Raw genomic sequence first — 17,931 nt, 5'->3', positions numbered from 1 at the left:
CCGCTGGCAAGGCATGTACGCTCCCATACAATATATTCAGATTTGCTAGAGTTCGATTGGACAGCATCAATAATTACTGGGGCAGCAGGGAGCATACTTTCTGATTTTTTTGAGAACCCTAGACATACAAATCTACAAATGGAGGACATAGCAATGACCCCTACACAGCTTCAGGCCTCACCTCAGACCGAACACAAAATAGAACTGACATCAGCTGAAATCGCCAGTCTTTGGACCTCCTATTTAAGTGATACATTGGCTGTTTGTACCATAGGAATCTATTTGCAGCATGTTGAAGATCAGGAAACCAAATCCATACTTGAATTCGCGTATCAACAATCGAAAGCACATATTCAGAAGCTGCAGGCTTTTTTTACAAAAGGCAATATTCCTATACCAGACGGCTTCCAAGAAGGCATTGATACCTACCCAGCTCCTCGCTTGTACACCGATGACTTTTACTTGTTCTATATTGAAAATATCGGTAAAGTCGGGATGCGCCAATATACGACGGCTCTTTCTAATTCTGCACGACCGGATGTTAGCCAATATTTCACTGACTGTCTGAATGAATCCGTACAAATATTTAATCGGTCTACAGAAGCTTTGCTTGCCAAAGGGACTTTTATAAGAGCTCCTTACATTCCAAGCCCTACAACCAAGCAATATGTCCAGAAAAACAGCTACATGGATACATGGTTTGGCCCGCAAAGACCACTCAATGTGATCGAAATTTCCGGACTCTATTTTAATTTGATCCAAAACCAGCTGGGTCGTTCTCTCCTCATGGGTTTCAGTCAAACGGCCGGAACACAGCAAATTCGTAATTATATGCTGCGGGGAAGGAATATTGCAGATAAGCATGTCGAAATTTTCGGTTCGATGCTTAGCAAGGAATTCATTCCATCCGCCAGTGTGTGGGACACACTTCCGACAAATTCAACCATACCTCCGTTTTCAGATAAAATGATGATGTTTCAAGTTTCAGCCCTGAATGCCTCTGGAATCGCTCATTATGGAACGAATCTTGGTATGAGTACCAGAAAAGATTTGTCCACACATTATATTGGTCTGACGGCTGAGATTCTTGCTTTTGCAGAGGATGGAGCCGAAATTATGATAGAGCATGGCTGGATGGAACAGCCCCCTCAAGCGCCCGACCGCAACAAGCTGGCTACACCTTGAACCGAGTTATCCCTTTAAAGACACAAAAAAACAGCCTGCTCTCCAATAATGGATAGTAGGCTGTTTAGCTTGTTTCCTGTATAATATGAATAAGCTTAATAGGAAACGATTATAAATGTGATAGCTTTGCTATATAAAGGAGCATTCTTATGGAACTCAGACAGCTGCAGTATGCACTGCAAATTTCAATAGACAAAAACTTCTCCAGAGCGGCTGAAAAGCTGCACATTGCCCAGCCATCGCTCAGCCAGCAGCTCTCCAAGCTGGAAAAGGAAATCGGCTTGCTGCTGTTTCAGCGGACAACCAACTCCGTCGAAGTGACCTATGCCGGAGCCTTGTTTGTAGAAAAGGCGCAGACGATTCTTGACATGATAGAGCAGTTGAAGCGTGAGATGGAGGATATTTCGCAAATGCGCAAAGGGAGACTCGTCGTCGGCAGTTTGCCTATTACCGGAGCCCATGTCCTGCCGCTGGTGCTGCCTGTATTCCAAGCGAATTATCCAGAAATCGAAATTGTGCTGATGGAGGAGACATCTGCCCATTTGGAGCAAATGACAGCTAATGGACAGATCGATATTTCCCTGTTGTCGATCCCGCTCCAGGATGAGTCTCTGACCTATGAGCCCATCATTGAGGAAGAAATACTGCTCGCAGTTCCTCAGCATCATAGACTGGCAATAAAAGCATCCGCTCCACAGCAAACCATAGACATCCTGGAACTCCGCGACGAACCGTTTATTGCGCTTAAGAAAGGACAGGGCTTCCGCCAGATTGCTTTGGAGCTTTGTGCAGAATCCGGCTTCAAGCCCAACATCGTGTTTGAGAGCAGCAATATCGAGACTGTGCAATCACTTGTAGCAGCAGGAATGGGAATTGCTTTTGTTCCGCATATGGTGTCCAGAGGCGGTTGGAGCGAACACGCTCCAGCTTATCTTTCCCTTACTACCAAGCCTACACGCACACTCGTTATCGCTTACCGCAAAGGTCGCTACTTGTCTAAAGCTGTAGGCGCTTTTATGAAAACATTCCATGACGTCATCAAAAATTAATATAACGCAGGTCGCCGATCTTCGAAAACCGGAATACGGCTTCGCACCTCATCAACAAGTGCCAAATCAATCTGAGCGCGAATAACCTGCTCCGTCTCATCCCCTTCGGCAAGCGCTTCTCCCCAAGGATCAATGACCATTGAATGCCCAAAAAATTCGGTGGTCCCGCTGATTCCTACACGATTGCAGGAAACGACAAACATTTGGTTTTCTATAGCCCGCGCCATCAATAAAGTGCGCCAATGGTGCAATCGCGGGTTTGGCCATTCCGCAGGTACAAACACAATTTGCGCTCCACCCAAAGCCAGCTTTCTGGAAAGCTCAGGAAACCGGATATCGTAACAGATCATCATGCCGGAGGATATACCGTCGAGCTCGAACTGTCCAATATGGCTGCCTTCCTCTAAATACTTTTCCTCATCCATTAAGCGGAATAGATGAATTTTGGAATAATCCGCTACGCGGCTGCCCTCACGATTGTACGCATAAATCGTATTGTATATCTGGCTGCCCTGCTTCTCGGCAATAGACCCCCCGATGATATTCACCTGATGCTTGCGAGAAAATTCCGACAGCAGCGCATGGGTACGCTGCCCCTCTTCATCTGCTAGCTCTTGAATACGGTCCAACGCATAGCCGGTGTTCCACATCTCTGGAAATATAATGACATCCGGCTTCGTCTCGCCCTCAACAGCTTGATCCAGCAGCTTCTCTAGCTTCGCATAATTAAGCTCAGGCTCTCCGATTGCAATGTCCATTTGTAGTAAAGCAAGGTTCCATATCCGATTATTAACAGTCATATCCTTCACCCTTTATGATTTATATGATAACGACTTATGGCGTCATTGTGTGTCGATTCGTATATAGTCGTGTTTTCATCATAGACGATGCTGCACTGAACTTCAATCCTTTCGGGCGAACCATAAGCTCCATCGATCTTGTTCCACGAGTGGTTTGTCGAGTGCCTCCGTGCCTTCTTCAGCCAACTGCTGCTGGATATAGTCGATTAAATCCTCCAGCTCCACATCCGACAATTCGTGTAGAATCGAACGTCCGGTTCTCAGCAGCAGATCCTCTCGCAGCTCCGCAAAATGATGGTAAGATTTCCTCGCTTCCCAAAGCGAAATCTCCTGCACTTGGTTAAAGCCAGCTGCCCGTAATGCGGCCAGTACATGGTCAGAGCTGTGGCGTCTGCTGCTTTCCTGTACTAAAAGTCTGGGGAATTTATCTAAGATGTAACCGCGCACATGCTCTTTGCTTCCAGCTAACGCACAGTCCTCAGGTGTCCGATCCTGCACAATAAGCACACCGTCCCGTTTCAAAATCCGATTAGCTTCCTGCATACAGCCTGCTAGCTCATCTGATGTAAGATGATGAATAAGCGCTCGCTCCAGCACAAGACCAACACTCTCGTCGTCCAAGCCTGTGCTCAGCGCGTTTCCTTGTTGAAATCGTATGTTTGGATGATAGGCAGCATAAGCCGTCGCTCCCTCCAGCATCACTTGCGAGAAATCCACACCAACGACTGATTCCACGCCCATCTCGATTAAAGCCTTACTATAAATGCCACCTCCACAGCCAACATCTGCAGCCTGAATTCCTTTTAATTCGACCCTATTAGCTATCGATTGCTTCCAGTCGTTATCCACACTTCGATTAGTATAGCTGGTTGTGTTCTTCGGATCGTGAAAATCAATGGACATCTAGCAAGCCTCCTTCATTCAATGTGATTTCATTAAATGAAACTAAATACTGTTCAGTGAAACTTTTGTTTGGTATCATTTTACCATCAGAGCAACCCAAATAACAATAACGTAACGCATTATCCATACTTACTTCTATACACTGCTTGCGTTTCATGTTACATTTAGGCTATCTGGGCAATTCACCCTTATCCTATACAATTACTGGAGTGTGACTATAGATGAGTTCTGCTTCTTCATCAAGTAAACCCGCGTTTTCCATTCAGCCAGCACAGCGTATGCAGCAGCTGCCTACCCAGTTTTTCGCTACTCTCGTAAGTAAAGCTAACGCACAAATAGCTGCAGGCCATGACGTCATCAATTTGGGACAAGGCAATCCGGATCAGCCTACTCCTGCTCATATCGTCAAGGAATTACAGGTTGCTGCCGAAAATCCACTGTATCATCGGTACCCGCCCTTTAACGGGTTCCCCTTTCTTAAACAAGCTGTCGCCAAGCGGTATAAAGAGGACTATAATGTTGATCTGGACCCGGATACCGAGGTTGCCATCTTGTTCGGCGGTAAAACGGGACTTGTGGAAATAAGCCAATGCCTGCTTAATCCAGGCGATGTCTGCCTTGTTCCCGATCCCGGCTATCCGGATTACTGGTCAGGAGTTGCACTTTCCGGAGCCAAAATGGCCTTCATGCCTTTGCGCGAGTCCAACGCCTTTTTGCCAGATTACAGTGCTTTGTCCGCAGAGGATATTAACAAAGCCAAGCTGATGTTCATTAATTATCCGAACAATCCTACCGGAGCCTCAGCACCCGCTTCGTTCTATGAAGAAACGATTCGTTTTGCCGAGCAAAATGGTATTGTGGTTGCGAGTGATTTTGCCTACGGTGCACTTGGTTTTGACGGCAACAAGCCGGTCAGCTTTTTGCAATTGCCAGGAGCCAAGGAAGTCGGTATAGAGTTCTATACACTGTCCAAAACGTATAATATGGCTGGCTGGAGAGTCGGCTTTGCACTCGGTAATAAAGAGCTTGTCCGATTGATTAATCTCATTCAGGATCATTATTATTGCAGCCTGTTTGGTGGTATTCAAGCCGCTGCCGCTGCTGCTCTAACAGGTCCACAGGATTGTGTTGCCTCCTTGCTTGCCACATATCAAGGTCGTCGCGATGCGTTATACAGCTCCCTGGATCAGATTGGCTGGAAGGCACAACGTTCACAAGGCTCTTTCTTTACGTGGCTGCCTGTACCTAAGGGCCACACCTCCGCCTCGCTCGCCGATCTGCTGCTTGAGCAGGCCAAGATCGTGGTCGCACCCGGAATCGGATTCGGTGAAAGCGGCGAAGGCTATGTCCGACTCGGACTTCTGGCGCCGGAACCCCGATTGCAGGAAGCCGTTGAGCGGATTGCGAAGCTGCACTTGTTTGACTAATTTGGTTCAGTCCATTAACGGTTTCTAGCGAACGCTTGCTCCTTTACAACCGAATGGCCTCATGCTATGCTATAAAAAGCAAACGTTATGATGGGATTAGTAGAAAGCCCCCCGTGTACAGAGAGTAAATTCCACTGGCTGCAAGAATTTACCGCGAAGACTTATCGAACCCGCCCCGGAACGGCCAGTGACGAGCTGGACGGCCTGCCTTGCTGTTACCTAAGGCCTATTAAGTTGGATGTTCATCATCAATTAAGGTGGTACCGCGGAAGTTCATGCTTTCGTCCTTAGAGGACGGGGGCTTTTTGTGCATAAATCGGGAAATGAGTGATGGAACTGTGCAGTATCAAACCATTGTAGTAAAAATTGGAAGCAGCTCTCTTACCTCCGATGAAGGAGGACTCAATCGAAGTAAAATCGTATTTTTTGCCGCCGAGCTGGCACGCTTGCATCGACAAGGGTTTCAACTGCTGCTCGTGACCTCGGGTGCTGTTGCTGCCGGTTTTCGGGAAATAGGCTACGCGGCTCGTCCAAAGAATGTTCATGAAAAGCAAGCATCCGCAGCCGTCGGGCAAGCCTTGCTAATGCAGGCTTATAATGAGGCTTTTGCTGCCCATGGAATTGGTGTCGGGCAAATACTGCTGACACGTTCGGACTTTTCCAACCGTAAACGAATCCATAACGCAACCATGACGATTGAGGAGCTGTTAAAGCATCGCATACTCCCGATTATCAACGAAAACGATACTGTAGCGGTTGACGAGCTCAGCTTGAAATTCGGGGATAACGATGCGCTATCCGCTCTCGTCGCTAACCTGGTCAAAGCCAAACAGCTGATCATCATTACAGATACAGACGGGCTTTATACGGAAGATCCACGCAAAAATGCGGATGCCAAGCGAATTGAACGCGTGCTGGAAATCAATGAAGAAATGATTCGTATTGCCGGAGGCTCCGGCTCGTCTGTGGGAACCGGTGGTATGCGTTCCAAGATTGAGGCAGCCAGAATCGCAATGCGCGGCGGTGTTCCCGTGTTTGTCGGACGTGTGCTCGAAGACGGCGATTTGGAGCTAGCTGCCAGCAACACGGGCAAAGGCACTTATTTTGATACGAGTCAGCACAATTTGCCTATGAAAAAGCAATGGCTTGGCTTCCACTCCATGCCGCTTGGCCATATTATGGTCGATGCTGGAGCTGAGAACGCACTTGTTGACGGGGGCCGAAGCTTGCTCCCCGCAGGAGTAACCGAGGTTGAAGGTGATTTTCACCCAGGCGATGTGGTGGAAGTCATCAATAACCAACGACAAATCATTGGCAGAGGCGTTGTGAATTACACGATCTGGCAGCTTAAAGCTGTAGCAGGCCTCAGTACGGAGGAAGTTCAAAAACGAATTGAGGTCCCTCGGATCGAAGTGATTCATCGGGATGAATGGATCACCCTATCCGTCCACAAATAAACTTTCTCAGGAGGAACTCCCATGGAATCTTTGGATCAACAAACAATCACCACCAGCGAGGTCGTACAAAAAGCAACTTTAGCCAAACAGGCCGCTCCCCGTTTAAGCCTGCTGACAACTGAACAAAAAAATACCGCCCTGCTGCTGATAGCTGACGCTCTTATAGAAGAAACACCGTCCATTTTGACAGCTAATGCAGAGGATCTGCACCTTGGGCGGAAAAACGGGACTAGTGATTCCCTATTGGATCGTATTGCTCTGAATGAGCACCGTATTGCCGCCATGGCAGAAGGCTTACGTCAGGTTGCGGCGCTGCCTGATCCTATTGGTGATATATTAGAACAAACAACGCGTCCCAACGGCCTGAATATTACAAAAATACGTGTACCTATCGGTGTTATCGGGATTATATATGAGGCTCGTCCCAATGTCACCGTTGATGCGGCTGCCCTGTGCCTCAAGACCGGCAATGCGGTCGTGCTGCGTGGAGGTTCTGCAGCCCTATCCTCCAATCGTCGTATCGTAGAGGTTCTGCATGAAGCACTCACCCGCTCCGATATCCCTGCTGACTCCCTGCAATTAATCGAAGATCCTGATCGGAGCTCGGTAGATCAAATGCTGAAGTTAAATGGCTTGCTGGATGTCCTTATCCCGCGTGGTGGACACTCCCTGATTCAGAATGTTGTCAAAAATTCAACGGTTCCTGTCATTGAAACAGGCGCAGGAATTTGCCATACTTATATAGACGAAACCGCCGATTTCCAAATGGCTCTGCAGATCGCTATCAATGCTAAAGTGCAGCGACCATCCGTATGCAACTCGATGGAAACCATGCTTGTGCATGAACGGTTTGCAGAACAGCATCTGGCATCGATCGCTGAGCAGTTTATCGCCAACAATGTCGAGCTGCGTGGCAACAAGCAGGCTCAAGCCCTGTTTTCAGCAATAAAACCCGCTTCTGACGAGGATTGGGATACGGAATACAGCGACTATATTTTGAATATCCGAATTGTAAGCTCATTGGATGAAGCTCTACAGCATATTCGTCTCCATGGCACCCAGCACTCCGAATGTATTGTCACTACCAACGAAGCCAACGCCGAACGGTTTCTGCAGGAAGTCGATGCGGCTGCGGTATACCACAACGCCTCCACTCGCTTTACTGATGGATTCGAATTCGGATTCGGCGCTGAAATTGGCATCAGTACACAAAAGCTGCATGCGCGCGGACCGATGGGACTTCCTGCATTAACCTCTACGAAATTCCGTGTTTTGGGCAATGGACAAATCCGCGGCTAGTAGAACGTGTTCAAGCAGTCTCGACTCGACGAATGAATCGTTTCAATTAAAGGAGAAATTACATTGACGTCTCTATCTACAGCTCGTATTACGTTTGTCGGAGCCGGCTCGATGGCCGAAGCGATCTTACGCGGACTCACCGCTGATGAAAACAGCAATAAACAGCGAATTACCATACTGAATCGCTCTGATGTAAACCGTCTGCAATTTCTGCAGCAAAGCTACGGGGTTAGCCTTGCAGTCGATGCAGAGCAGCGTGCTGAAGCGATTACTGCTGCTGATGTTGTTGTTGTAGCTTTTAAGCCCAAGGATGCTATTGAAGGGCTACTATCGATCAAATCATTATTAAAGCCTTCACAGCTGTTAGTTTCTGTTATCGCGGGTTTGTCCATCACGACTATGGAAATGATCCTTGGCACTTCAGGTCAGCCTATCGCACGTACCATGCCGAACACTTCAAGTGCTATCGGGCTCGGAGCAACTGGCATCAGCTTTTCAAAAAGTGTTACGACTGAGCAGCAGCAGCTCACCACACAAATGTTTGCTTCGACCGGCATCGTCACGATTGTTGAGGAAGCAAGACTGGACATTGTAACCGGTGTGTCAGGAAGTGGACCTGCTTACATTTATTATATGATGGAAGCCATGATCGAAGGTGGTGTTCGGGGTGGCCTCACGCCGGAAGCTGCCAAAGAGCTTACGATCCAAACCGTGCTCGGGGCAGCGCAAATGGTACAACAAACCGGAGAAGCGCCTGCTGATCTCCGTCGGAAGGTAACCTCTCCGAATGGCACCACCCAAGCAGCCATTGAAATGCTGGACCAGCATCAATTTGCTATTGGAGTGACGAAGGCTGTTTTACGTGCTTCAGAACGTGCCAATGAGCTTGGCAAAACGATCAGCGCGCAGGCAAGTGAAATCAAATTCTAATTAAGCAGGTGAACCTCTTGTTTCATTCTTACTGTTCAGCAACTTATCGCTGCTATGACGAAAAGGCTGATTTCAATAAAAAAGCGCTCGGTATCGCCGTCGGATTGACCGTCGGCAGCTGGACCGATTTACCTGAAGCTAAAAAAGCAGATATGGAGCGGCATCTCGGTAAAGTGATTAGCGTTGATGTTCATGAACCCGACAGCAGCAGTGGAGAAACCGCCTCTGAGCGGTACGCTGATATCCAGATCGCTTATCCGGACTTGAACTTCAGCCGTGACATCCCGGCACTACTCGTGACGGTGTTTGGCAAGCTGTCGATGGATGGTCGAATCAAGCTAATCGATTTATCATTCTCAGAGAATTTTTTATCCGGCTTTCAAGGACCGAAATTTGGTCTCGAGGGCGTTCGCAAGCTGCTTGGAGTACCAGACCGTCCTCTCCTGATGAGTATTTTCAAATCCGTTATCGGTCATGATTTGCCGACACTTCGTGAGCAATTTTATTTGCAGGCGCTTGGTGGAGTCGATCTGATCAAGGACGATGAAATTTTGTTTGAAAATCCTCTTACGCCTTTGGAAAAGCGGGTTGAGGTGTGCATGGAAGCTGCGGCACAAGCCGAGCAAGAAACCGGGCAAAAGCTGCTGTATGCCGTTAATCTGACAGGCCCCACCTTCAGTCTACTGGATCAAGCACGTAAAGCGATTCAAGCTGGTGCCAACGCTCTTCTGTTCAATGTATTGGCTTATGGCTTCGATGTATTGAATGAACTTAGCCGCCATCCTGACATCAAGGTGCCTATCATGGCCCATCCGGCAATGGCCGGAGCCTTGTATCCTTCAGCCTACCATGGAATTTCGGCTAATGTCCTGCTCGGCAAGCTGATGCGTCTGGCGGGAGCCGATATCGTATTGTTCCCATCCCCTTACGGTTCTGTCGTCATGCCGCGTGAAGAAAATATGGCGATCAAGCAAGCATTACTTACCGAAAACAAGGCCGATTACGTGTTTAATTTACAAAATGATGAGCGTACAATCAAAGAAAATACTCACACATCCTCACATCAGGCACTTTCTCTGCGCAGCAGCTTTCCGGTACCATCCGCAGGCATTCATCCGGGATTGGTTCCACTCATCCTGAAGGATTTTGGCAATCAAACGATCGTTAACGCTGGCGGAGGTATTCATGGTCACCCGAGGGGTACGGTAGCTGGCGGACAGGCATTTCGCCAAGCGATTGAAGGATGCTTGGCAGGTCAATCCCTTAAGACATACGCCCTTCAGCATCCTGAGCTTAACGCCGCGATTGAAGCCTGGGGGCTTAGAGAATCATGAGTCGTCAACGTATTATCTTTTGCGACTTCGACGGTACGATCACTGTCAATGACAATATCGTAGCGATCATGAAGCACTTTAAGCCGGAAGGCTGGGAGTCATTGGTCGAACAGGTGATTTCGAAGAAAATGACGATCCGGGAAGGTGTCGGGCAGATGTTTGCCTTACTGCCAACCTCGCGCAAACAAGAGGTCGTTGATTATGCGATCAACAACGTGATGATCCGTGACGGGTTTGCTGAGCTGTTAGCCTACTGTAAGGAGCAACGCATTGAATTTTATGTGACCAGCGGCGGCATCGATTTTTTCGTCTATCCGGTATTGTCAGACTTTCCGATTCCACATGACCATATTTATTGCAACGCCAGTAATTTCAATGGAAGCCATATTGAGATTGTATGGCCGCATGCTTGCGATGAGCATTGTCACAATGACTGCGGTATGTGCAAAACGACGATTATACGGCGCTATTCCCCTGTTGATTACGAACGCATCCTGATAGGGGACAGCGTGACCGATTTCGAAGGCGCAAAGCTCGTTGAAACCGTATTTGCCCGTTCCCATCTGATTGATCTGTGCAGTGAGCTCGGTTTGAATTATTTCCCATTTAATGATTTTCATGAGGTAATCCAGCGTTTAGAGGAGATGAGCGTGCAATGACAAATCCGGCTGAGCTTCGCTTGGAGGATAAGCAGCAGGCTTTTGCCGAGCTGCGCGAGATTAAAACAACATTGGCCAACAAAGGCTGGTTTCCAGCAACAAGCGGCAATCTCTCGATCCGTGTTGGTGATTTTGCACCCGATCAGTTTACCTTTGCGATTTCCGCGAGCGGTAAAGATAAATCAGTGCATACACCATCCGATTTTTTGTTGGTCAATGAAGAAGGCAAGCCGACAGACGTTACAGGGCTCAAGCCTTCAGCAGAAACCTTGATTCACAAGGAGATATATCGTTTAACTGGCTGTGGCGCTATTCTGCATGTACATACCGTATTCAACAATATCGTCTCGGAGCTGTTCTGGGAGCGCAAATCGATTCCAGTGGATGGCGTCGAATTGATCAAAGCCTTCAACATTTGGGATGAGGAAGCTCATATTGAAATTCCTATTCTTCCTAACTTTGCGGACATTCCGCGAATTGCTGAGCTCGTGGAAGGTGCAATCGTACCCAAGGTTCCAGGCATTATGCTGCGCAAGCATGGCATTTACGCATGGGGCGCCAACTGCTTTGAAGCCAAACGCAATCTGGAAGCTTTCGAGTTTTTGTTCGAATACGTCTACCGTATGGAGTTATTAAAAAAATAGTTCCAATCAACTCGATGAGCATACATGGTTATATATAAAAGCCCCAACCTTAGTTAACGCTCAGTGATGACTGGCAGTAACAGAAGTTGGGGCTTTTTCTCGACATTGATGTTATCTAAGGAACCTATTTCTATAAAGAAGTTATGATAAATTCAATTATTTTCCATATTCACTTGGATTGCTGCTCCATGATCTCAAGGCTTCGAGATCCCGCTGCTGAATACTGCCCTGTTGTAACGCTACATCCAGTAAAATGGAATAATTGGTTAAGGTTTCGAATGGAATATTTGCCGCTTTAAATGCTGCGGCTGCTTTATCGAATTGATAAGAGAAAATACCAAGCACGCCCAACGCCTTCGCTCCAGCATCATTTACAGCGAGCGCAACCTTTAATGAACTGCCCCCCGTAGAGATCAGATCCTCGATAACAACGGTTTTTTGTCCCGGGTGAATGCTGCCTTCGATCAGGTTCTCCTTGCCATGTCCCTTCGCTTTATCACGAACGTAAACCATGGGCAGGTTCAGCTTTTGAGCTACCCATGCCGCATGTGGAATACCCCCGGTAGCAGCCCCTGCAATAACTTCCGCATCAGGAAAGTTCTCACGAACCAGAGCAGCAAAACCTTCTGCAATCGCCTCACGAATGTCCGGATAAGAGATCGTAAGACGGTTATCGCAATAAATCGGTGATTTGAGTCCCGACGTCCAGGTAAACGGTTGATCAGGTCGAAGTGCTACTGCACCAATCTGCAGTAAAGAACTGGCTACTTGCTCGGCAAGCTGTGGGTTCGTCTTAATTGATTGTGTACTCATAAATACATCGCTCCTTAGATAGTCAATTAGTGGTGAACCGGCTCCATCTATGTCTTGTTACACTGCCATCATTATACAATTGGTACCACACAACTTGTCGATGCAACCTCTTGGCAAGACCAGGCTGCAATTGCTTTTCGATACAATTTATTGGATAGACTCAATAATACTTTCCAGGGCACCACGAGGGTCCTGGGCAGCCGTGATCGGCCTGCCAATTACGATAAAATCCGTACCTTGCGCAAAAGCATCTGCCGGTGTCAATACCCGTGACTGATCGCCAATATCTGAACCTGCCGGACGAATACCCGGTGTTACAGTTACAAAACCAGAACCGCAGGCTTCCTTGATACGAACTACCTCTAATGGAGAAGCAACCACTCCAGCCAGTCCGGCTGATTGTGCCAAGGCTGCATAACGAAGAACGGCTGCTTCCACAGAGCCTGCAAGCCCTATTTCCTCATTCATCACCTGTTGGCTTGTGCTTGTTAGCTGTGTCACGCCAATAACCAGCGGTTGTGCAAGGGAATGCGTACCACCATTTAGTGCCTTATCCACGCCTTCCATGGCTGACTCCAGCATGTGCTTACCGCCAGCCACATGCACATTAAACATGTCAACTCCAAGCCTTGTGATGCTTTCAGAGCCGCCTTTTACCGTGTTGGGTATATCGTGCATCTTCAGATCCAAAAACACCTTGTAGCCCTGTTCCTTCAAGCTGAGCACGAACTGGGGACCCGCGCTGTAGAATAACTGCATCCCTACCTTCATGTAGCAAGGAATGCCTTGTAACGCTTCCACTAACTGACGAGCCTGACCGGCTTCCGCATAATCGAGTGCCACCATAATCCGTTCTGCTACTTTTGCTGGTACTGTCATTCCCCTACCGCCTCCTGATTCATACTGCGTTCCAGTTGACATCTTACGGCTCAGCCGCCTTATCATGGGATTAGCACAGCTTCCCGCTGAAGTCTTGGGCTGCTGTGCTAATCGATTTAAGCTGTTATATATGGTTGGCTGGCATCGCTTCGGATTGGAAGTTGATGGACTCCAGCATATGCCAAAGCGCCCGCACCGTATCCAGTGATGTCATACAAACAATGCCATTCTCTACCGATTCACGGCGAATACGGAATCCGTCGCGCTCCGGTGTTTTACCTTTGGTTAACGTATTGACAACGAAATGCGCTTCTCCATTGCGGATCAAATCCAGAATGTTGGGAGAACCCTCGCTGAGCTTGTTCACAGTCGTTACAACGACACCCGCTTCTTCCAAAGCTTTGGCCGTACCGCCTGTTGCTACGATCTTGTAACCCAGCTTGTAGAAGCCTTTTAAAATCTCAATGGCTTCCTCTTTATCTTTGTCAGCTACGGTTGCGATGATAGAGCCTGTCGGCGGAATTTTCATACCGGAACCGATTAACCCTTTATATAAAGCTTTGGCAAAGCTTTTATCGCGTCCCATTACCTCACCTGTCGATTTCATCTCAGGTCCAAGTGTCGTATCTACACGGCGCAGCTTGGCAAAAGAGAACACAGGTACTTTTACAGATACAAAGTCATCCTCTGGCCATAGGCCCGTTTCATATCCCATATCGGCAAGCTTCTCGCCAAGAATCACACGCGTCGCGACATTCGCCATCGGAATTCGGGTTACTTTGCTTAAGAATGGCACGGTTCTGGACGAACGCGGATTCACCTCAATTACATAAGGCTGATCTTGATAAATAACGAATTGGATATTAAGCAAACCGACGATTTCCAAACCTCTGGCAATTTTCGTCGTAATCTCAATGATTTGCTGCTTGATGGAATCCGAAACTGTTTGTGTTGGGTACACAGCAATCGAGTCACCGGAGTGCACGCCAGCTCTTTCAATATGCTCCATAATACCAGGGATGACGACGGTCTCCTTATCACAGATCGCATCGACTTCCACTTCTTTACCCAGCATATAACGGTCAATCAATACCGGATGCTCAGGGTTGATTTTTACGGCATACTCCATGTAGCTCAATAGCTCATCATCGGAATAGACGATTTCCATCGCGCGGCCACCCAGTACATAAGATGGACGAACCAACACCGGGTAGCCATGGATCGCTGCCATACCAACTGCCTGGTCAACTGATGTTACCGTACCACCTGGAGGCTGAGCGATATTCAATCCACGAAGCAGCGCTTCGAATTTCTTGCGATCCTCTGCTGCATCGATGTTTTCCAGATCGGTACCAAGAATGCGTACGCCGGCTTTGGATAATGGTGCAGCCAGGTTGATCGCAGTTTGACCACCGAATTGAACGATAACGCCGATTGGCTGCTCGCGCTCAATAACGTTCATAACATCCTCGAAGAATAAAGGCTCGAAGTACAAGCGATCGGAAGTATTAAAATCGGTTGACACGGTTTCTGGATTGTTATTGATGATTACAGCTTCGTACCCAGCGGCTTGAATTGCCCATACGGCATGTACGGTAGAGTAATCGAATTCGATACCTTGTCCAATACGGATTGGACCGGAACCCAATACAACAACCTTTTGCTTCGTAGCTTCCTTGACTTCATCTTCAGTCTCATAGGTTGAGTAGTAGTAAGGCGTAGTGGCCTCGAATTCCGCAGCACACGTATCTACCATTTTGTACACAGGCTTCAGGCCGATGCTTAAGCGGTAAGCGCGAATTTCCGACTCATTCGTGAATTTCAAGCCGCTGTTAGCTGCTGTGCGGATCTCAGCGATTGCACGATCTGTAAAACCTTTTCGTTTCGCTTCACGCAGAACCTCATCGCTTAGCTCAGGCTCAGCGATCTGCTTTTCGAACAGGATCATACCTTCCAGCTTGTTCAGGAACCACCAGTCGATTTTCGTCAAATCCTGAATTTGCTGCAGCGTATAACCGCGGCGGAATGCTTCTGCGATCAGGAACATCCGTTCGTCATCAGGTTTTATCAAGCGTGTTTCCAATGTTTCTTGATCAAGCAAGTCGGTTTCCTTAAGGAACAGACGGTGAACTCCAATTTCCAATGAACGGATCGCTTTATGAATCGATTCCTCGAAAGTACGGCCGATCGCCATAACCTCGCCTGTCGCTTTCATTTGCGTACCCAGCTTACGATTAGCTGATGTAAATTTATCAAACGGCCAGCGAGGGATCTTCGATACGATATAATCCAGTGTAGGCTCGAAGCAAGCATAGGTTTGACCCGTTACCGGGTTCATAATTTCGTCCAAGGTGTAGCCGATAGCGATTTTGGCAGCCATTTTGGCAATCGGGTAGCCGGTTGCTTTGGAAGCCAATGCGGATGAACGGCTTACACGTGGATTAACTTCAATTACATAGTATTGATAGCTGAAAGGATCAAGTGCGAACTGTACGTTACAGCCACCTTCAATATTCAATGCGCGAATAATTTTCAGCGATGCCGAACGCAGCATTTGATATTCACGGTCGGATAATGTTTGGCTCGGTGCAACAACGATGCTGTCCCCTGTATGAACGCCAACCGGATCGAAGTTTTCCATGTTGCAGACAACGATACAGTTATCGTTCGCATCACGCATTACCTCGTATTCAACTTCCTTCATGCCTGCGATGCTTTTCTCAACCAGACATTGTCCAATTGGACTGTAACGGATTCCTGAAGCTACGGTCTCCACCAGTTCTTCCATGTCGGCGCAAATGCCTCCGCCTGTTCCACCCAGTGTATATGCAGGGCGAACAATTAATGGAAACCCGATTTCATTCGCAAAATCAACAGCTTCTTCAACAGTCGTTACGATAACACTATCCGGAACGGGCTGCTCTAATTCTCTCATCAGATCACGAAACAGGTCACGATCCTCGGCTTTTTCGATAGCTGTTAATTGTGTTCCCAGCAGCTTAACATTTTCACGCTCCAACACACCTGCACGAGCCAATGCAACGGCCATATTCAGACCTGTTTGACCACCAAGTGTTGGAAGCAAACCGTCTGGACGTTCCTGACGAATAATTTGCGTAACAAACTCCAATGTGATGGGCTCGATATATACTTTGTCGGCCATGTTCGTGTCGGTCATGATCGTCGCTGGGTTGCTGTTGATCAGGACGACCTCCATGCCTTCTTCCTTCAATGCCTGACAAGCTTGTGTTCCTGCGTAGTCAAACTCAGCTGCTTGTCCAATGACAATCGGACCGGAACCGATCACTAATATTTTTTTGAGGCTATTATTTTTTGGCATAGTCTAGTTCTCCTTTTGCTGCAGGTCCGGAAGCACCGGCTGCTTGTAATCCTAGCTTGGAAGCCGCAGAAATTTGCGCTTGTCTAGGGAGCTGCGGACGATCCGCTTTGAACTGGCGTATTTGCTGGATGAAATCATCGAACAAATAACTGGAGTCAAAAGGACCCGGGGACGCTTCAGGGTGATACTGTACGGAAAAAGCAGGATACTTGGTGTGCTTCAAGCCTTCGATAGTACCATCATTGTTATTGATATGTGTAACTTCAAGCTCCGTGTTTGCAATGGATTCATCTTTAACGGTATAGCCATGGTTTTGCGATGTGATATAACAACGATTGCTTTGCAGAGCCTTAACCGGATGGTTACCGCCGCGATGTCCGAATTTCAGCTTGTCCGTGTCAGCGCCGCAAGCAAGAGCGAACAACTGATGGCCTAAGCAAATACCGAAAATCGGGAATTCACCAAGCAAATCAGCAATCATGGATACGGCATGCGGAACATCCTTTGGATCCCCAGGGCCATTGGACAGCAGGATGCCATCCGGTCCCAAGCGGCGAATTTGTTCAGCTGTTGTATCATGAGGTACAACGACAACGTCGCAATCACGTTTAACCAAATCACGAAGAATTCCACTTTTGGAGCCAAAGTCAACCAGCACTACCCGTTCCTTAGGTCCTGGAATACTGAACACACTTTTGGTTGAAACTCTGGAAACCTGATCGTTCATTAATGAGCTGCCTGTTAATTGCTCCATCAGCTCAGCAACTGACTTCGTAGAAGTCGTCAGCATGGCTTTCATAACTCCATGATGGCGAATCCGACGAGTCAGCATCCGGGTATCGATATCGCTAATGCCGATAATTCCGTATTCTTTAAGCAAGCTGTCCAGTGAATATTCCGCTCTCCAGTTGCTCGGTACCACTTCATGCTCACGTACGACGAAGCCATGGATAAAAGGACGAATCGACTCGAAATCATCACGCGCCATACCATAGTTGCCTATCAGCGGGTACGTCATCGTTACAATTTGTCCACAATAGGAGGGGTCTGAAAGAACCTCCTGATAACCAGTCATACCTGTATTAAAAACGACCTCGCCAACCGAGTCGCCCTCACTTCCGAAGCCTTTGCCCGTAAATAATGTACCGTCTTCCAACAATAATCTTGCCTGCATCGATTTCAACTCCTTATCTACTTGAGTCCAGCTCTTTA

Annotated in this window: 15 protein-coding genes; 9 read left to right on the top strand and 6 right to left on the bottom strand. The window is 47.8% G+C overall.

The features are described 5' to 3' along the window. Positions 1-153: 153 nt before the first annotated feature. Both NST47_RS15120 and NST47_RS15115 read left to right on the top strand, forming a co-directional pair. Entirely contained in the window at positions 154-1,185 is a 1,032-nt protein-coding gene (locus NST47_RS15120) for a DUF3231 family protein (RefSeq protein ID WP_341155866.1), read from the top strand. Between the two features lie 149 nt (positions 1,186-1,334). Beyond that, complete coding sequence (locus NST47_RS15115; protein ID WP_341155865.1) at positions 1,335-2,234, top strand: LysR family transcriptional regulator; 900 nt, start codon at positions 1,335-1,337, stop codon at positions 2,232-2,234. Here the strand turns inward: NST47_RS15115 and NST47_RS15110 are convergent. Both NST47_RS15110 and NST47_RS15105 read right to left on the bottom strand, forming a co-directional pair. Continuing rightward, complete coding sequence (locus NST47_RS15110) at positions 2,231-3,034, bottom strand: carbon-nitrogen family hydrolase (RefSeq protein ID WP_341155864.1); 804 nt, start codon at positions 3,032-3,034, stop codon at positions 2,231-2,233. The two genes, NST47_RS15115 and NST47_RS15110, sit on opposite strands and share 4 nt — an antisense overlap. Positions 3,035-3,136: 102 nt before the next feature. Then, positions 3,137-3,937: a class I SAM-dependent methyltransferase gene (locus NST47_RS15105; RefSeq protein WP_341155863.1), complete on the bottom strand. Its 801-nt coding sequence runs from the start codon at positions 3,935-3,937 to the stop codon at positions 3,137-3,139. Positions 3,938-4,158: 221 nt separating this feature from the next. On the opposite strand from NST47_RS15105, the gene NST47_RS15100 reads away from it, so the two are divergent. From NST47_RS15100 to mtnB, 7 genes are all read left to right on the top strand, one after another. After that, positions 4,159-5,364 (top strand): pyridoxal phosphate-dependent aminotransferase, encoded by a 1,206-nt coding sequence (locus NST47_RS15100; protein ID WP_341155862.1) that lies wholly within the window; start codon positions 4,159-4,161, stop codon positions 5,362-5,364. A 323-nt stretch (positions 5,365-5,687) separates the two neighbouring features. Next, complete coding sequence (gene proB / locus NST47_RS15095) at positions 5,688-6,821, top strand: glutamate 5-kinase (RefSeq protein WP_341159676.1); 1,134 nt, start codon at positions 5,688-5,690, stop codon at positions 6,819-6,821. 21 nt (positions 6,822-6,842) lie between these two features. Next, positions 6,843-8,120, top strand: coding sequence for a glutamate-5-semialdehyde dehydrogenase (locus tag NST47_RS15090; RefSeq protein ID WP_341155861.1), 1,278 nt, complete (start codon positions 6,843-6,845; stop codon positions 8,118-8,120). Positions 8,121-8,183: 63 nt separating this feature from the next. After that, positions 8,184-9,050: a pyrroline-5-carboxylate reductase gene (proC, locus tag NST47_RS15085; RefSeq protein ID WP_341155860.1), complete on the top strand. Its 867-nt coding sequence runs from the start codon at positions 8,184-8,186 to the stop codon at positions 9,048-9,050. 17 nt (positions 9,051-9,067) lie between these two features. Continuing rightward, on the top strand, positions 9,068-10,384 hold the full coding sequence (locus NST47_RS15080; RefSeq protein ID WP_341155859.1) for a 2,3-diketo-5-methylthiopentyl-1-phosphate enolase: 1,317 nt from the start codon (positions 9,068-9,070) through the stop codon (positions 10,382-10,384). Then, complete coding sequence (locus tag NST47_RS15075; RefSeq protein ID WP_341155858.1) at positions 10,381-11,043, top strand: 2-hydroxy-3-keto-5-methylthiopentenyl-1-phosphate phosphatase; 663 nt, start codon at positions 10,381-10,383, stop codon at positions 11,041-11,043. Before NST47_RS15080 ends, NST47_RS15075 begins: the two co-directional genes overlap by 4 nt. Beyond that, the gene (gene mtnB / locus NST47_RS15070; protein WP_341155857.1) at positions 11,040-11,687 is read left to right on the top strand and encodes a methylthioribulose 1-phosphate dehydratase; all 648 of its coding nucleotides are present in this window, start codon (positions 11,040-11,042) and stop codon (positions 11,685-11,687) included. The genes NST47_RS15075 and mtnB overlap by 4 nt, the downstream gene beginning before the upstream one ends. Positions 11,688-11,843: 156 nt before the next feature. Here mtnB and pyrE read toward each other — a convergent pair whose 3' ends face one another. From pyrE to carA, 4 genes are all read right to left on the bottom strand, one after another. Next, a complete protein-coding gene (pyrE, locus tag NST47_RS15065; protein WP_341155856.1) occupies positions 11,844-12,500 on the bottom strand; it encodes an orotate phosphoribosyltransferase in 657 nt (218 codons plus the stop codon). A gap of 147 nt (positions 12,501-12,647) precedes the next feature. Next, the gene (gene pyrF / locus NST47_RS15060) at positions 12,648-13,379 is read right to left on the bottom strand and encodes an orotidine-5'-phosphate decarboxylase (RefSeq protein WP_341155855.1); all 732 of its coding nucleotides are present in this window, start codon (positions 13,377-13,379) and stop codon (positions 12,648-12,650) included. 124 nt (positions 13,380-13,503) lie between these two features. Continuing rightward, complete coding sequence (gene carB / locus NST47_RS15055) at positions 13,504-16,719, bottom strand: carbamoyl-phosphate synthase large subunit (protein ID WP_341155854.1); 3,216 nt, start codon at positions 16,717-16,719, stop codon at positions 13,504-13,506. Further along, positions 16,706-17,893 (bottom strand): glutamine-hydrolyzing carbamoyl-phosphate synthase small subunit, encoded by a 1,188-nt coding sequence (gene carA, locus NST47_RS15050; RefSeq protein ID WP_341155853.1) that lies wholly within the window; start codon positions 17,891-17,893, stop codon positions 16,706-16,708. Before carA ends, carB begins: the two co-directional genes overlap by 14 nt. Positions 17,894-17,931: the final 38 nt, after the last annotated feature.

Source organism: Paenibacillus sp. FSL H8-0034, from assembly GCF_038000305.1.
Taxonomy (GTDB): Bacteria; Bacillota; Bacilli; order Paenibacillales; family NBRC-103111; genus Paenibacillus_S.
This window is presented reverse-complemented; position numbering and strand designations above follow the sequence as displayed.

Bases quoted from the DNA above. Each gene is read 5' to 3' on its own strand.
- NST47_RS15090 (WP_341155861.1), top strand. From the start codon at position 6,843: ATGGAATCTTTGGATCAACAAACAATCACCACCAGCGAGGTCGTACAA.
- pyrE (WP_341155856.1), bottom strand. From the start codon at position 12,500: ATGAGTACACAATCAATTAAGACGAACCCACAGCTTGCCGAGCAAGTA.
- NST47_RS15105 (WP_341155863.1), bottom strand. From the start codon at position 3,937: ATGTCCATTGATTTTCACGATCCGAAGAACACAACCAGCTATACTAAT.
- NST47_RS15075 (WP_341155858.1), top strand. From the start codon at position 10,381: ATGAGTCGTCAACGTATTATCTTTTGCGACTTCGACGGTACGATCACT.
- pyrF (WP_341155855.1), bottom strand. From the start codon at position 13,379: ATGACAGTACCAGCAAAAGTAGCAGAACGGATTATGGTGGCACTCGAT.
- NST47_RS15115 (WP_341155865.1), top strand. From the start codon at position 1,335: ATGGAACTCAGACAGCTGCAGTATGCACTGCAAATTTCAATAGACAAA.
- carA (WP_341155853.1), bottom strand. From the start codon at position 17,893: ATGCAGGCAAGATTATTGTTGGAAGACGGTACATTATTTACGGGCAAA.
- NST47_RS15110 (WP_341155864.1), bottom strand. From the start codon at position 3,034: ATGACTGTTAATAATCGGATATGGAACCTTGCTTTACTACAAATGGAC.
- NST47_RS15100 (WP_341155862.1), top strand. From the start codon at position 4,159: ATGAGTTCTGCTTCTTCATCAAGTAAACCCGCGTTTTCCATTCAGCCA.
- mtnB (WP_341155857.1), top strand. From the start codon at position 11,040: ATGACAAATCCGGCTGAGCTTCGCTTGGAGGATAAGCAGCAGGCTTTT.
- NST47_RS15120 (WP_341155866.1), top strand. From the start codon at position 154: ATGACCCCTACACAGCTTCAGGCCTCACCTCAGACCGAACACAAAATA.
- proB (WP_341159676.1), top strand. From the start codon at position 5,688: ATGAGTGATGGAACTGTGCAGTATCAAACCATTGTAGTAAAAATTGGA.
- carB (WP_341155854.1), bottom strand. From the start codon at position 16,719: ATGCCAAAAAATAATAGCCTCAAAAAAATATTAGTGATCGGTTCCGGT.